This is a genomic window from Hoeflea sp. AS60 (genome assembly GCF_038900115.1).
GTDB lineage: Bacteria > Pseudomonadota > Alphaproteobacteria > Rhizobiales > Rhizobiaceae > Hoeflea.
This window is the reverse complement of record NZ_JBBMQP010000002.1, coordinates 633,810-647,251: the sequence shown is the minus strand read 5'-3', so window position 1 is coordinate 647,251 and position 13,442 is coordinate 633,810. Positions and strand designations below refer to the sequence as shown.

The window sequence follows — 13,442 nt, the reverse complement described above, 5'->3', positions numbered from 1 at the left end:
CTCCGTGACTTCCCGAAATATTCTGATCATCGGCGCTGGCATTGGTGGCCTGACAACTGCGCTCGCCTTTGCCCGCAATGGTCATGAGGTCGACATTGTCGAACAGGCACCAACGCTGAGCGAGGTCGGCGCCGGTCTGCAGGTTTCCCCAAATGCCAGCCGGATCCTGTCTGCCCTTGGTCTCGGTGATGCCTTTCTGAAGGCGATGATTCGACCCCATGAGATCGTGCTGGCGTCAGGCCGATCACTGCGCAAGATCACCCATGTTCCCTGCGGCATGTTCGCAGAAAACAGGTGGGGCGCGCCCTATGGCGTTATGCACCGTGCGGATCTGCAGTCGCTGCTTCGTGACGCGGTTGTCGCGCACCCAGGCTGCCATCTGCATCTTGATCAGCGGATCGCATCGGATGACATTGGCTCATGGCATGAGCGTTTTGGGCGGCCTCGCCCCGATCTAGTTGTTGGCGCTGACGGCGTCTGGTCCCAGACCCGTCGATTGATAAAGGATGCACCAGCCCCGCGCTTTTCCGGCCAGGTTGCCTGGCGGTTCAAGGTACCGACGGAGCTCACCCGTTCGGCCCTGAACCCGACCAACGTCACCGCATTTCTGGGGTCACGGACCCATCTGGTCGCCTATCCGCTGGAACAGGGCAAGGCAGTCAACATTGTGGCGATCACCCGTGGATCTGACCCTGGTGAAACTTGGGCCGAACGGGAAAACCCCAAGGGGCGAGCGGATCTGCTCAATGCATTTGCCGGCTGGCACCCGGATCTGATCACTATTTTGCGCCAGGCGCCCGAGATGACTTTTTGGCCGCTGTTTGAGGTGCCCGATGGTAGTTGGCACAATTCGGACAGGACCATTCTGATCGGCGATGCCGCGCACGCCATGACACCGTTTGCCGCGCAAGGAGCCGCGATGGCGATAGAGGACGGTTATGAGCTGGCTCAGGCTTGCAACCAAGCCAGCGGAGACATGACAAGTACGCTCGATCGCTATGAGACCCTCCGGCGGGCTCGAATAGGTCGCACCCGCAATCGAGGCGCTTTTAATCAGTTTGCCTATCATGCCAGCGGCCCGATCCGTGTCGGTCGTGATCTTGTTCTGTCTCTCAAGAGCCCGGAAAGCCTGGCTGGCGACCTTGACTGGCTCTATGGCTACCGCGCCACTGGGCTGTAACCAAACCCGCTTGCCGGATTGTGCAACCCGAGACTTGTGGTCAGCAACACCGGCAATGGCGTCCACCACCCGGTTTTCAGTCCTGCCTGCCGCAGCATCCGCGCTGTCCAGACATTGCATCCGACAATTGCGTTGAACCGGCCTTCCGCCTCGTAGAACCGGTCATACTCTCCGTAGTTCGCGCCCTCGACGATGACCGGCGCACCACCGGATGCGCGTGTGAAACTCGCAAGAACAGACTGGATCAGGCGTTCGAATGATGCCTCGTCGAGCTCGATCGCCGTGACAGTCGGATGGTTCTTGTCAATTTCACCGGCCAGCCCGACATGCATCACCGACCGGTCCAGCGTCAGGGCGCTGAACAAGGGGCCGGGCTTGAGATCCGACCAGGTCGGCGTTTCGATGTAGAAACTCCGGCCACCCCACCCTGCGATCAGGTACTCCACGCCGGGTTGTGCGGGATCCAACCCATCTTTCGCCATGAAAGCAAAACGAGCCACCACACCGGGCGTTGCAGGCAGCGCGATATCGGTATGGATCTCGGAGGAAAGCACCAGCACTGTTTGCGTGCTTGCCGCAGCTTGGGTGTCAATTGCCGCCACGCCCGGCACCGAACTGAAAAAGGGCCTCGGGACAAGAGTCCCGAAGCCCAGTGAGGCAATGATCAGCAACACAGCCCCCAGCGCATAGCGCCGGCAACGGGCCCGGCCTGTGCCGGGATCCCGAACCATGCCCGAATATCCTAATGCAGGATCTGGCTGAGGAACAACTTTGTCCGCTCATGCTGCGGATTGTCGAAGAACTCGCCTGGCTCGTTCTGCTCGACAATCTGGCCTTGGTCCATGAAGATCACCCGGTTGGCGACCTGACGCGCAAAACCCATTTCGTGGGTAACGCACAACATGGTCATGCCTTCCTCGGCGAGACCCACCATGGTGTCGAGAACTTCCTTGATCATTTCCGGATCGAGCGCCGATGTCGGCTCATCAAACAGCATGATGCGCGGGTTCATGCACAGCGATCGGGCGATTGCCACACGCTGCTGCTGGCCGCCTGAAAGCTGTCCGGGATACTTGTTTGCCTGCTCGGGGATCTTGACCCGTTCCAGGTAATGCATCGCGATTTCCTCGGCCTTCTTCTTCGGCATCTTGCGCACCCAGATCGGCGCCAGGGTGCAGTTCTCGAGGATGGTCAGGTGAGGAAACAGGTTGAAGTGCTGGAACACCATGCCAACTTCGCGACGGACTTCGTCGATCTTCTTGAGATCGTTGGTCAGTTCGATGCCATCGACAAGGATCTTGCCCTTCTGGTGTTCTTCCAGACGGTTGATGCAACGGATCATCGTCGATTTGCCTGAACCGGAAGGCCCGGCGATGACGATCCGCTCGCCGCGCATCACCTTGAGGTTAATGTCACGGAGAACGTGGAACTCGCCGTACCACTTGTTCATGCCGATGAGCTCGATGGCCACGTCGGTTTCCGACACGGTCATTTTCGAAGGGCCAGCAACCTCTGTTGCTGCTGCGTTACTGTCAGCCATGGTTAAGTTCCCTTGTTATCGTTTGTGGCCAGTGTCGAGACGCCGTTCCATATAGGCGGAATAGCGCGACATGCTGAAGCAGAAGATGAAGAAGACGAACGCGGCGAAGACGAAACCGGTCGCCGGCGTTGCAGGTGAAATCCAGTTCTGGTCGTTCATGTTCTGCTGAACGATGCCGAGCAGATCGAACAGACCGATGATCAGGACCAGACTGGTGTCCTTGAAAAGGCCGATGAAGGTGTTGACGATGCCCGGAATGACAAGCTTCAGCGCCTGCGGCATGATCACCAGCCGCGTGCCTTGCCAGAAGGTCAGCGCCATGGCATTTGCCGCTTCGTACTGACCCTTGGGGATGGCTTGCAATCCGCCGCGGATGACTTCGGCCATATAGGCTGAAGAGAACAGCGCCACACCGATCAGCGCCCGGAGCAGCTTGTCGAACGACACGCCATCGGGAAGGAACAGTGGCAGCATCACCGACGACATGAACAGCACCGTGATCAACGGGACGCCACGCCAGAACTCGATGAAGATGACGCTGAACATTTTGACGATCGGCATTTCCGACCGCCGTCCCAGTGCCAGCAGGATGCCCAGCGGAAACGACACCACGATGCCAACGATGGCGACGACCAAGGTTACCAGAAGACCACCCCAAAGCGGTGTCTCGACAGGCTCCAGCCCGAACTGACCGGTCAGCAGAATAAACGCCAGAACCGGAAAAACGACCAGCAAATACAAGGCATTTTCGCGCTTGTAGGGGATGGAGGGAATGGCGATCGGCACCAGACCGGCAATCAGCAGAAGTCCAGACAGGTTGACACGCCAGCGCTCCTCAATCGGATACCGGCCGTAGATGAATTGGCCGAACTTGGCATCAACGAAAGCCCAGCAGGCACCTGTCCCTGGCGCGATGCAGGCTTCCCGGCTTTCGCCGGTCCAGACCGCGCTGATAAAGGCCCAGTCTATGATAGGCGGGATGATCCACAGCAGCAGCAGAAAGGTCAGGATGGTGAGAACCGTATCGCGCGGTGTGGCGAACAAGTTCGTCTTGAACCACCCCACGACACCACCTGACGAGACCGGCGGCGCCATGCTGGGGCTTTCCTGCGTGCGAACGTAAGCGATTTTTTGTGTGTTGTAATCCATGGATCAGCGCTCCACCAGTGCGACACTGGAGTTAAACCAGTTCATGAAGGCCGATGTCAGAAGCGACAGCGTGAGATAGACCAGCATGGTAATCGAGATAACCTCGACCGCCTGCCCCGTCTGGTTGAGCACTGTGCCGCCGAAGATCGAAACCAGATCCGGGTAACCGATCGCAACCGCCAGAGACGAGTTCTTGGTCAGGTTCAGATACTGGCTGGTCAGCGGCGGGATGATTACCCTCATAGCTTGCGGCACGATCACCAGACGGCTGGTGAGGTTCGGCCTCAGCCCCAACGCGAACGCTGCTTCGGATTGACCGTGCGATACGGCGAGAATGCCGGCGCGAACGATTTCGGCAATGAACGAGGCTGTGTAGAGAGACAGCCCCAGCAGCAAAGCCATGAATTCGGGTTGAATGACCCAGCCACCGACCATGTTGAAGCCCTGCAGGCTTGCATATTCAAGCGACAGGGGCATTCCTGTGATCAGGAAGACAATCAGTGGCAAAACGATCACCATGCCGATTCCGGTCAGGAAGACGGGAAATTGCTGGCCGGTTGCCATCTGGCGCTTCTTGGCCCAGCGACCGATGAATATCCAGCCAATGACCGCAAGAATCAGCGCATAGGCAATCAGCTGAGCGCCGCCTTCAGGCACAATACGCGGCATGTAGAGCCCGCGATTGTTGAGATTGAAGACAACCTCGACGCCGGGCTCTAGCCCGCCAGCCCTTGGCGAAGGCAGGATAGAGAGAACGGCCTTGTACCAGAACAGAAGCTGCAGCAGCAGCGGGATGTTCCTGAGCGTTTCAACATAAACGGTCGCGAATTTCTGCACCAGATAGTTCTTCGACAGTCTGGCAAGTCCGACGACAAAGCCGATAACCGTCGCAAAAAAGATCCCGATGATCGCCACGACCATCGTGTTCAGCAGGCCTACGAAAAATGCTCGCAAATAGGTGCTGTCATTGGTGTAGGGAATGAAGGATTGTCCGATGTCAAAACCGGCGCGCTCGCTGAAGAAGCCGAGGCCGGAAGCGATCCCTGCCCGTGCAAGGTTGTCGATGGCGTTCGAGACGCCGGAATAGACCAGATAGATCACGGCGATGATCAGCAACACCTGGAATACAAGGCCGCGCACCTTGGGATCGTTCATCAACGATACGCGTCCGGAATCATCAGCGTCTGCAGCGACGCCTGCTTGATGAGCCATGTCTGTCCCCAACTCTTTTCGTCCGGACCTTGTGGCCGGATCGTTAGATAACCTGTCGTCGTTGCGTCAGGCCGTTCCGTCCGCGTCTAGCGTCCGGAGAAAACGGGCCCCCGAAGGAGCCCGCTTCCAGATCAGAAATGCTTACCGAAGCGGCGGAGCGTACTGCAGACCACCCTTCGACCAAAGCGCGTTCACACCACGGCCGATAGCAAGCGGGGTCGAGGCGCCGACGTTGCGTTCAAACACTTCGCCGTAGTTACCGACCTGCTTGACAACATTGTAGGCCCAGTCGTTGCTGATCCCGAGAGCTTCGCCAAAGGTGCCTTCCTTGCCAAGAAGACGCATGACGTTCGGGTCGGTCGAGTTGAGCATTTCGTCAGCATTGGCCGAGGTGACGCCCATTTCTTCAGCGTTGATCATCGCAAAGTGAACCCACTTGACGATCGAGAACCACTGGTCGTCGCCCTGGCGGACGACAGGACCAAGAGGTTCCTTGGAGATCACTTCAGGCAGAACCATGTGCTCATCCGGAGCCGACAGGCCGAGGCGGATCGAATACAGGCCCGACTGGTCGGTGGTGTACACGTCGCAACGGTTGGCGTCGTAAGCTGCGTTCACTTCTTCCAGCTTTTCAAACACGACCGGATTGTAGGTCATGTCGTTTGCCTTGAAGTAGTCGGTGAGGTTCAGCTCGGTGGTGGTGCCGGTCTGCACGCAGACCGAAGCGCCCGAAAGCTGCAGCGCAGAATTCACGCCGAGCGACTTGCGCACCATGAAGCCCTGGCCGTCATAGTAGTTGACGCCAGCAAAGTTCAGACCCAGCTGGGTATCACGGCTCATGGTCCAGGTTGTGTTGCGCGACAGCACATCAATTTCGCCGGACTGAAGCGCGGTGAAACGCTCCTTGGCCGAAAGCGGGCTGAACTTCACAGCGGTGGCATCGCCGAATACGGCCGCGGCAACGCCACGGCAGAGGTCTACGTCGAGACCTGACCAGTCACCTGCATCATTCGGGGCGGAGAAACCGGCGAGGCCTGTGGAAACGCCGCACTGGACGAATCCCTTTGCCTTAACATCGTCCAGCGTTGCGGCGGAAGCAGCAGAAGCTCCCATGCCAACAACGGATGCGACGCCAACGACAGCCGACAGAATATTATTTTTCATTTGATACAACCTTTTTCTGTTGCCCTGTTTTGGGTACTACGAAGGCGGACGGGGCCATTTTTCTGGCCCTCTGCCCGTATTTCCCTGCGCTATAATATACCATGCTGAAATCAATCATGGGTCAAGTGTCCGCTGCCTTAAATTTATCATTTCCGGTAAATTGCCTTAAAAAACGGCCCAAACCCATTGTTTGGCTAAAATGTCCCAATACTTGTCGGGCTTCGACTTCGGCTCTTTGCGAGAGCTGCTTCGGATCGTCAGCCAGTTCTTGTGATCACCTCCAACTCGCGATAAATCCCTGAACCAACGTGCGACATCACAGTGCCAATCCAGAAAACGGATCCATCATGAACAACACAGACAACACCAAGAAAACCGGAATCAACACGCGTCTGGCCCACTCCGGCCATGACCCGCGGAGTTTTCATGGCTTCGTCAATCCACCAGTTGTTCACGCCTCCACTGTTCTTTTCCCTGATTCCGCCACCATGGTGGCCCGCAATCAAAAATACACCTACGGCACCTATGGCACCCCCACCACCGATGCACTGACATCGGCGATCGACGAGCTGGAAGGGTCAGAAGGCACCATTGCCCTTCCGTCAGGGCTGGCAGCGGTGACGGTTCCCTTCCTTGGTGTGCTGAATGCCGGCGATCATTTGCTGGTAGTGGATTCAGTCTACGCGCCGACGCGCAATTTCTGTGCCGGCATGCTGGCGGGATTCGGCATTGAAACCAGCTACTACGATCCATCCATTGGCGCCGATATCGAAAGCCTGATGCGCACCAACACCAAGCTGGTCCACACCGAAGCACCGGGTTCGAACACGTTCGAGATGCAGGACATTCCGGCCATTGCTGAAGTCGCCCACGCCCACGGAGCGCTCGTCTCGATGGACAACACGTGGGCAACGCCGCTGTTTTTCAAACCACTCGACCATGGTGTCGACATATCGATCCACGCAGCAACGAAATATCCTGCAGGCCATTCCGACATCCTGATTGGCACCGTATCGGCCAACAAGCAGGCCTGGCCGGCGATCTGGAAAGCCTTCACGATGCTGGGTGTATGTGCAGCCCCAGACGACAGCTACATGACGCTGCGCGGATTGCGCACCATGGGCATAAGGCTTGCACGCCATCAGGAAAGCACACTGGCAATTGCCCGGGCGCTGGAAGGCATGGCTGGTGTTGCCCGGGTTCTGCATCCGGCGCTTGAGAGCTTTCCGGGCCACGCGCTGTGGAAACGCGATTTCTCGGGGTCGTCCGGAATTTTCTCGATTGTGCTCGACGTGGCCGATGCCAGCCGACAGCAGGCCAAGGCGCACGCGTTCCTCGATGCATTGGAAATCTTCGGCCTGGGCTATTCCTGGGGGGGCTATGAGAGCCTCGCCGTGCACGCCAATCTCTCCGACAGGACCGTCGCCATGCCGCCCAAGGAAGGGCCCGTCATCCGGCTTCAGATCGGGTTGGAAGATGTGGAGGATCTGATGACAGACATCGAGCGCGGACTAAGCGCTGCCAAAGCAGCCTGATCGCCTGAGGATTCTCACAGCCAGAGAAAACGCTAGGTCGCCTTAGCCGGGAGCGGGAGCGTGATCGTGAACCGCGCGCCCCCCTGATAGGTGGAATCGAGGACGATACTGCCATCGTGACTCTCTGCAATTCGGCGGCACAAGGCGAGCCCGATACCAGTGCCTGAATAGAGTTTCTGATCCGGATGCAACCGCTGAAACACGCCGAAAATGCGTTCTGATTGGGAAGGGTCGATTCCGATACCATTGTCTTCCGCAAAAATTTCCACGCCATCCTGAACCGCCCGGGCTGTTACCCTGATCACTGAAGCCTGGTCCGCCTGGCAATACTTCAGGGAATTGGCAAAAAGGTTCTGGAAAAGCTGGGTCAGGAGATAACGGTCAGCGTAGACAGCAATATCGGTTTCGGAGATCAACCTTGCCCGCGTCTCCCCGACATTCACTGCGAGATTCTCCCATGCGGCGGCCACGGCATCTGAAAGCTGGAAATGCTCGTGGTTGATCCGCTGATAGGCAAGCTGGGAATATTCGAGCAGGTTGGAAATCATGCGTTCCATCGATTCGCTGCGCTCGGAAATGTAGCCCGAGAACGCGGCCAGATCCTCGCTCCTGCCGGCGCTGATATCCTCGGCAATCATGTCGGCAAACAGCCTGATTTGACGCAGAGGCGCCTTGAGATCATGCGACACAATTCCGGAGAATTGCTCAAGCGCATCGTTGCGCATTTCCAGCGCGCGGGATTGATTTGCAATCCTTGTCTGGGCTTCGCGAACGTCGTTTATATCGCGCCCCACTGAAACCAGTTCCACCGGTTCACCGTTCTCGAAAACCATCAAGTTGGACCAGAGGAACCACAGTTGCTCGCCAGAGGAGGTTTCCATCACCTGCTCACTCGTCTTCATCGGATTTTCCAATGAAAGGCTGGAAATGTGCGCTAACAAAGTCCCCCGGTAGTCCTCCGCTATGAAATCAAGAAACTTGCGCCCGATCATCTCGTCAGCTTCAAGCCCGATAAAACGCGCATAGTTTTCGTTGACGTAGGTCAAAGTGGTATCGGGTTTGGCACGCGTTATGAAATCCGGAAGATTGCGCACAAGCATCTGAAACTCGGCCTCTTTGCGCTCAAGCGCCCGCTCTATCTCGATGCGTCCGGTAATATCTTCCACAAACGCCAGAACCACCCTTTCAGATGTATCATCGAGAAGCTCCAGCCGGACCCGGCAAAAATAGGTGCTGCCGTCCTTGCGACGATGCTGCGTCTCAGTCACCAGCACATTTTTTTCACCGGAAAGAATCGGTGCGATATCCTTGGCGATATCCGACGAAGTATGACCTGCGTTGAGATCAAGCGGGTTGATCTGGCGAAGTTCCTCCATGCTGTATTGCAGGTTGTCGCGCGCAGACTTGTTGGCGCTGATGATCTTATTATCATCCAGGCTGATCAGATAAACTTCCTGTTCAACACTCTCGATAATGCGGCCAAGACGTTCGGCCTCATTCCGTGTCTGGCTGAGCACACTTACATCGGTTCTAAGCCCAACCCGAAAGTTCTGGTCGGTCAAGCGCTCCTCAACCAGCAATGTTCGATCCGGACTAATCTCTTGGGTAAATGTGGCGCCCGGATTGTTGTGATGCGCGAGCCTTTGTTGAATCCAGACTTCCTGTGCTTCGGGCGTGTCCTGGGAAACCGGAAACTGGCCATGTTCAAGGCCGTAACGAAGGATGGATTCAAAAGTGTTACCAACTTGCATGGCAGGATCAGATATCGAATAGATCTGCCGCTGGGCCTCGTTGCAAATCACCAGGCGGTCGTGCTCGTCGTAGACGACAAAGCCTTGAGAGATCGAATCGAGCGCGGTGTTGAGAATTGTCTCGGCACGCAAGCGATCTTCCTGCGCCTTGTAGATTTCACTCAGATCACGGATGATTGCGACCGACCCAAGTCCTTCTCCCTCAGCGGATTCAATTCTGCTGATTGTCAGTTCAGTTGGAAAAACACTGCCGTCCTTGCGTTTGAGATTGAGCCGACGGTGAATAGCCTTGGAATTGCTGCTCAGCGGATAAAGCTCAGCCCCCACATCCTTGGCATCTGCGGCCGAGGCATAGAGGTTTACCGCGAACATGCCGGTGAATTCTGCATTGGAATAGCCAAATTTTTCAGTGGCTGCGGCATTGGCAGCCACAACCATTCTCTCGTCGTCAACGATCAGCACCGGATCCGGAAGCGTATCGTACAACGCAGCAAGCAGGTATTCAGGCTTTAGCTGCATGCGGCCACCCATCCAGACGCAGCAAGGAAAACTGTATCAAAGGTAGTCTTCGGAACAGGTTTCAGACAGCTGGTCTCGCATGTATTCCGCAATGATGAAGCTGATCACGGTGCCATCGATCTCGTCTTTGCCAATCTTGAAATCGACACCGTAGTCGCTGAACTCCTGAAAATACGAGCCACTGATGTCAGACGAAATAATACCGATCGGCCCGATAAATCCGGCCTGCCTCAACAGCGGTGCGGTTTCGCGAAAATCATTGTTGGGCACCAGACGATTGTCCAGAAACACGATGTCGATCCCGCCAGCCTTGACGATCTCAACGGCACCATCGATATCCCCGACATACTCCAGTTCGGTGGATGGTTCCTCAACACCCTTCAGTTGACGAGCAAGCAGGACTTGCTCGGCCGGATCGTCATCAACCAGCAAAATCCTAGTTTGGCGGACCTCCGCTCTTAAACTCATGGACGGCCTCCCGAATATCTAAGTTATCAGTCCGCTGCGGATGGCCGAAGCCACCATCTGCGCCCGATTGACGACATGCAGCTTGCGCAGCATCGCCGCGATGTAAGAATTGACGGTATGTTCGGACAAACCGAGGATGATCGCGATCTCGGCGGATGTCTTGCCTTCGGACGTCCAGCGGACAATCTGTATTTCCCGGTCATTAAGTCCGCTGATCGATTCCAGGGACAAAATCACCTCGAAATAGCGCTGGAAAATCAGAGCTGCATCAAGTGCTATCAACGCCAGAGCATGATGGTCCACCACCGTGACATCGCCTCCGACCATGATCAGACCATGGCGCTTGCCGGTCGCGGCGTGGAGTGGAACGATGACCGCAAGATCATCTCCGCTCGACAACAAAACCTCAGACGGATCTTGCCGCATGTCTATCGCGCAAGGAGCCGAGGCCTTCTGCAGGTACTTGACGACCGGGTCGGCCACGCCAATCGCGAGGTTTTTCGGATCAGCGAACCAGACGCCGGGAAAATTATGCAAAGCATGAACAGACTGAAAATTCAGCCCGTGCTCTTCTCCCACTATTTCAGTTACTCCGAAATACGAAAAGCCATGCGTTCCGGCCAGTGATTTGAACAACCGGAAAAAATCCATCCGGTTGACAGCGCGTTCCAGTTCAGGACCCAGGTGTAAAGCGGTTTCCGTCACCAGCATTTTATCACTTTCGAATCACCAAGTGTTATAATTAGCTAATATCTAACGGGTTCGCCGATTCACACAAGGACGTCATACAACATTTAAAAAGACAGAGTACTCCACCATAGCCAAAGCCGTATTATGACAGGCCAAATAAACGTTTCATTTTAAGATGCTAACGGCAAGTACTTCCGCCATGGCAGGCAATTGCAGTTTCCCTGCAAAAACAGGTCGCGGTTCAGACCTGCCACCAGCAAATGCAGACAAAGTTGGGCTGGCAACATTTCGCTCGATTGACGACAAGACGCCGACCAAGATGCCGCAGACTGCAGGAAAACCGATTCGTCCAAAAGAGGAAATTGTTGGCGACCCCTGCAGGATTCGAACCTGCGACCGTCGGCTTAGAAGGCCGGTGCTCTATCCAGCTGAGCTAAGGGGCCAGCTCGTTTTGCCTGGCGACCGCAGACAAACCACGAGAGATTCTAGTGGGTCCAGGGTTGGCGGCGGTCAAAGCGAAAATTGTCGGAATAGACAACCCGACGCCGCTTGCTTTCCTTGGGTTCTGCAACCCGGAAGGCCAGACCATTCCGCGTGGCATAGGAAACAGCTGCTTCGCGGGTTTCAAACGACATCCGGATCTGGCTTTTCATATCGGCTGAGGATGTGTAGCCCATCATCGGGTCAATGCTGCGGGGCTTTTCCTGCTCGAACTCCAGAACCCAGTCCAGGCTCTTGGCCTTGCCGGATTGCATGGCAGTTTTTGCGGGACGATAGATTTTCGCAGTCATGTCCCAATCCCTCTTCATGGCGGCGTACGCCTGGAAAGGCGGATCACGGCGCCCTGCTTGCAAAACGTCCAATGTTCTGGACGTTGAAAAAATGGTCGGAGCGGAGAGATTCGAACTCCCGACCCTCTGGTCCCAAACCAGATGCGCTACCAGGCTGCGCTACGCTCCGATGCCAACTAAGGCGTGATCCGGATACACGGTAACGCCATGCCCCGCAACACCAAATCGTCGCTTATTCACTCTTAGAGGCAAATCATTTGCCGATCACACGGTGGCGAACCATGTCGCCTACCGAAAGTCCGCGGCTTGCAGCCGTTCCTCCATTCAATTCCAGCACATAACGGACCGGCTCTACCGAGGGGATGATCGTTTCTGAGAAGGGAGTCGTCTCCTCGGCAATCCGGGCAACAGTGCCATCCTCACTGATGAAGATCATATCGAGGGGAAGAGGCGTATTCTTCATCCACATCAGAACCTGACGGGTCTGGTCGAACTTGAAGAGCATGCCGTGGTCGGCAGGCATGCTTTGCCTGTTCATCAGGCCAGTGGCCCGGTCATCAGCCGTCAGCGCAAGTTCCACAGCAAATGCCACCGGCCCGTTTTGGGTCTCGATGACAAGGCGCTCGGAATCTGTCGGAAGTTGCTCAGCCATTCCCGATGCCGGAATGGCGATTATCAGGAGAGAAAAAATGAGTGTGGCAGCTTGCTTGAAGATGCGCATGGCCTGATCAGTGGGAGTTAGGGACAGGCGCGTCGATATCCGGATGGATCTCCGCCGCCATCAAACCCTTGTCACCGTCCCCGAACCGCACCAGAACCACCTGCCCCGGGCGCAATTCCGCCAGACCGTAGCGCCTGAGCGTCTCCATATGAATGAAGATGTCTTCGGTCCCCTCGCCCCGTGTCAAGAAGCCAAAACCCTTGGTGCGGTTGAACCACTTGACGATCGCGCGCTCAAGTCCGCTCGAAGGCTTGACCTGAACATGGGTACGAACCGGTGGCAATTGCGAAGGATGAACCGCTGTCGAGGTGTCCATCGAGAGAATTCTGAAGGTCTGGTAGCCGCGGTCCCGTTTCTGGATCTCGCAAACCACCCGGGTGCCTTCAAGAACAGTCTGGTAGCCATCACGGCGCAGACATGTCACGTGCAGCAGCACGTCTTCCATTCCATTGTCTGGAATGATGAAACCAAACCCCTTGGCGACATCGAACCACTTTATGACTCCGGTGATCTCCATGAGATCAACGGCGTCCCCAAGCGCTTCCGCACCAACCTGGTTCTTCTCTGAGGACCTTTCCCCCATCCGGATGCCTCTCCAATACGCGCCACAGGCAAATGAAGTGATTCTTGATTAAAACATTAACAGTGTATTGAGAGGACAGCGCAAGCCCTGCAGGAAAACTTGTTCAATCATCCCCTTCTATCGCGTTGCCATTGCCTGG

The 13,442-nt window shown here is 56.2% G+C and carries 13 protein-coding genes and 2 tRNA genes; 2 read left to right on the top strand and 13 right to left on the bottom strand.

Features of this window, described 5'->3' with window-relative positions; genetic code table 11:
• Positions 1-4 precede the first annotated feature (4 nt).
• Positions 5-1,180 carry an FAD-dependent monooxygenase gene (locus tag WNZ14_RS13380; protein ID WP_342869142.1) on the top strand — a complete coding sequence of 392 codons (1,176 nt, stop codon included), beginning with the start codon at positions 5-7 and terminating at the stop codon, positions 1,178-1,180.
• On the opposite strand, the gene WNZ14_RS13375 is transcribed toward WNZ14_RS13380, so the two are convergent.
• From WNZ14_RS13375 to WNZ14_RS13355, 5 genes are all read right to left on the bottom strand, one after another.
• A complete protein-coding gene (locus WNZ14_RS13375; RefSeq protein ID WP_342869141.1) occupies positions 1,159-1,911 on the bottom strand; it encodes a TIGR02117 family protein in 753 nt (250 codons plus the stop codon). The genes WNZ14_RS13380 and WNZ14_RS13375 overlap by 22 nt on opposite strands.
• 11 nt (positions 1,912-1,922) lie before the next feature.
• Positions 1,923-2,720: an amino acid ABC transporter ATP-binding protein gene (locus tag WNZ14_RS13370; RefSeq protein ID WP_342869140.1), complete on the bottom strand. Its 798-nt coding sequence runs from the start codon at positions 2,718-2,720 to the stop codon at positions 1,923-1,925.
• Between the two features lie 15 nt (positions 2,721-2,735).
• A complete protein-coding gene (locus tag WNZ14_RS13365; protein WP_342869139.1) occupies positions 2,736-3,869 on the bottom strand; it encodes an amino acid ABC transporter permease in 1,134 nt (377 codons plus the stop codon).
• A 3-nt stretch (positions 3,870-3,872) separates the two neighbouring features.
• Positions 3,873-5,081 (bottom strand): amino acid ABC transporter permease, encoded by a 1,209-nt coding sequence (locus WNZ14_RS13360; protein WP_342869138.1) that lies wholly within the window; start codon positions 5,079-5,081, stop codon positions 3,873-3,875.
• Positions 5,082-5,222: 141 nt separating this feature from the next.
• Positions 5,223-6,245 (bottom strand): amino acid ABC transporter substrate-binding protein, encoded by a 1,023-nt coding sequence (locus tag WNZ14_RS13355; protein WP_342869137.1) that lies wholly within the window; start codon positions 6,243-6,245, stop codon positions 5,223-5,225.
• A 347-nt stretch (positions 6,246-6,592) separates the two neighbouring features.
• Here WNZ14_RS13355 and WNZ14_RS13350 point away from each other — a divergent pair, with 347 nt between their 5' ends.
• Positions 6,593-7,780 (top strand): cystathionine beta-lyase, encoded by a 1,188-nt coding sequence (locus WNZ14_RS13350; protein ID WP_342869136.1) that lies wholly within the window; start codon positions 6,593-6,595, stop codon positions 7,778-7,780.
• 32 nt (positions 7,781-7,812) lie between these two features.
• On the opposite strand, the gene WNZ14_RS13345 is transcribed toward WNZ14_RS13350, so the two are convergent.
• From WNZ14_RS13345 to WNZ14_RS13310, 8 genes are all read right to left on the bottom strand, one after another.
• Positions 7,813-10,050 (bottom strand): PAS domain S-box protein, encoded by a 2,238-nt coding sequence (locus WNZ14_RS13345; RefSeq protein WP_342869135.1) that lies wholly within the window; start codon positions 10,048-10,050, stop codon positions 7,813-7,815.
• A gap of 36 nt (positions 10,051-10,086) precedes the next feature.
• Positions 10,087-10,518 (bottom strand): response regulator, encoded by a 432-nt coding sequence (locus tag WNZ14_RS13340; RefSeq protein WP_342869134.1) that lies wholly within the window; start codon positions 10,516-10,518, stop codon positions 10,087-10,089.
• An 18-nt stretch (positions 10,519-10,536) separates the two neighbouring features.
• Positions 10,537-11,229, bottom strand: a complete 693-nt coding sequence (locus WNZ14_RS13335) for a helix-turn-helix transcriptional regulator (RefSeq protein ID WP_342869133.1) — start codon at positions 11,227-11,229, stop codon at positions 10,537-10,539.
• A gap of 345 nt (positions 11,230-11,574) precedes the next feature.
• Positions 11,575-11,651 (bottom strand) — tRNA-Arg (locus WNZ14_RS13330).
• A gap of 42 nt (positions 11,652-11,693) precedes the next feature.
• Entirely contained in the window at positions 11,694-11,999 is a 306-nt protein-coding gene (locus tag WNZ14_RS13325) for an ETC complex I subunit (protein WP_342869132.1), read from the bottom strand.
• Positions 12,000-12,091: 92 nt separating this feature from the next.
• Positions 12,092-12,168: transfer RNA gene (locus WNZ14_RS13320), tRNA-Pro, on the bottom strand.
• 84 nt (positions 12,169-12,252) lie between these two features.
• Positions 12,253-12,651 (bottom strand): DUF192 domain-containing protein, encoded by a 399-nt coding sequence (locus WNZ14_RS13315; RefSeq protein WP_342869131.1) that lies wholly within the window; start codon positions 12,649-12,651, stop codon positions 12,253-12,255.
• A gap of 76 nt (positions 12,652-12,727) precedes the next feature.
• The gene (locus WNZ14_RS13310) at positions 12,728-13,303 is read right to left on the bottom strand and encodes a cold-shock protein (protein ID WP_342869130.1); all 576 of its coding nucleotides are present in this window, start codon (positions 13,301-13,303) and stop codon (positions 12,728-12,730) included.
• Positions 13,304-13,442 lie beyond the last annotated feature (139 nt).

Excerpts from the sequence above, each read along its gene's own strand:
- WNZ14_RS13375 (WP_342869141.1), bottom strand. The coding sequence starts at position 1,911 with ATGGTTCGGGATCCCGGCACAGGCCGGGCCCGTTGCCGGCGCTATGCG.
- WNZ14_RS13370 (WP_342869140.1), bottom strand. The coding sequence starts at position 2,720 with ATGGCTGACAGTAACGCAGCAGCAACAGAGGTTGCTGGCCCTTCGAAA.
- WNZ14_RS13365 (WP_342869139.1), bottom strand. The coding sequence starts at position 3,869 with ATGGATTACAACACACAAAAAATCGCTTACGTTCGCACGCAGGAAAGC.
- WNZ14_RS13360 (WP_342869138.1), bottom strand. The coding sequence starts at position 5,081 with ATGGCTCATCAAGCAGGCGTCGCTGCAGACGCTGATGATTCCGGACGC.
- WNZ14_RS13355 (WP_342869137.1), bottom strand. The coding sequence starts at position 6,245 with ATGAAAAATAATATTCTGTCGGCTGTCGTTGGCGTCGCATCCGTTGTT.
- WNZ14_RS13350 (WP_342869136.1), top strand. The coding sequence starts at position 6,593 with ATGAACAACACAGACAACACCAAGAAAACCGGAATCAACACGCGTCTG.
- WNZ14_RS13345 (WP_342869135.1), bottom strand. The coding sequence starts at position 10,050 with ATGCAGCTAAAGCCTGAATACCTGCTTGCTGCGTTGTACGATACGCTT.
- WNZ14_RS13340 (WP_342869134.1), bottom strand. The coding sequence starts at position 10,518 with ATGAGTTTAAGAGCGGAGGTCCGCCAAACTAGGATTTTGCTGGTTGAT.
- WNZ14_RS13335 (WP_342869133.1), bottom strand. The coding sequence starts at position 11,229 with ATGCTGGTGACGGAAACCGCTTTACACCTGGGTCCTGAACTGGAACGC.
- WNZ14_RS13325 (WP_342869132.1), bottom strand. The coding sequence starts at position 11,999 with ATGACTGCGAAAATCTATCGTCCCGCAAAAACTGCCATGCAATCCGGC.
- WNZ14_RS13315 (WP_342869131.1), bottom strand. The coding sequence starts at position 12,651 with ATGGCTGAGCAACTTCCGACAGATTCCGAGCGCCTTGTCATCGAGACC.
- WNZ14_RS13310 (WP_342869130.1), bottom strand. The coding sequence starts at position 13,303 with ATGGGGGAAAGGTCCTCAGAGAAGAACCAGGTTGGTGCGGAAGCGCTT.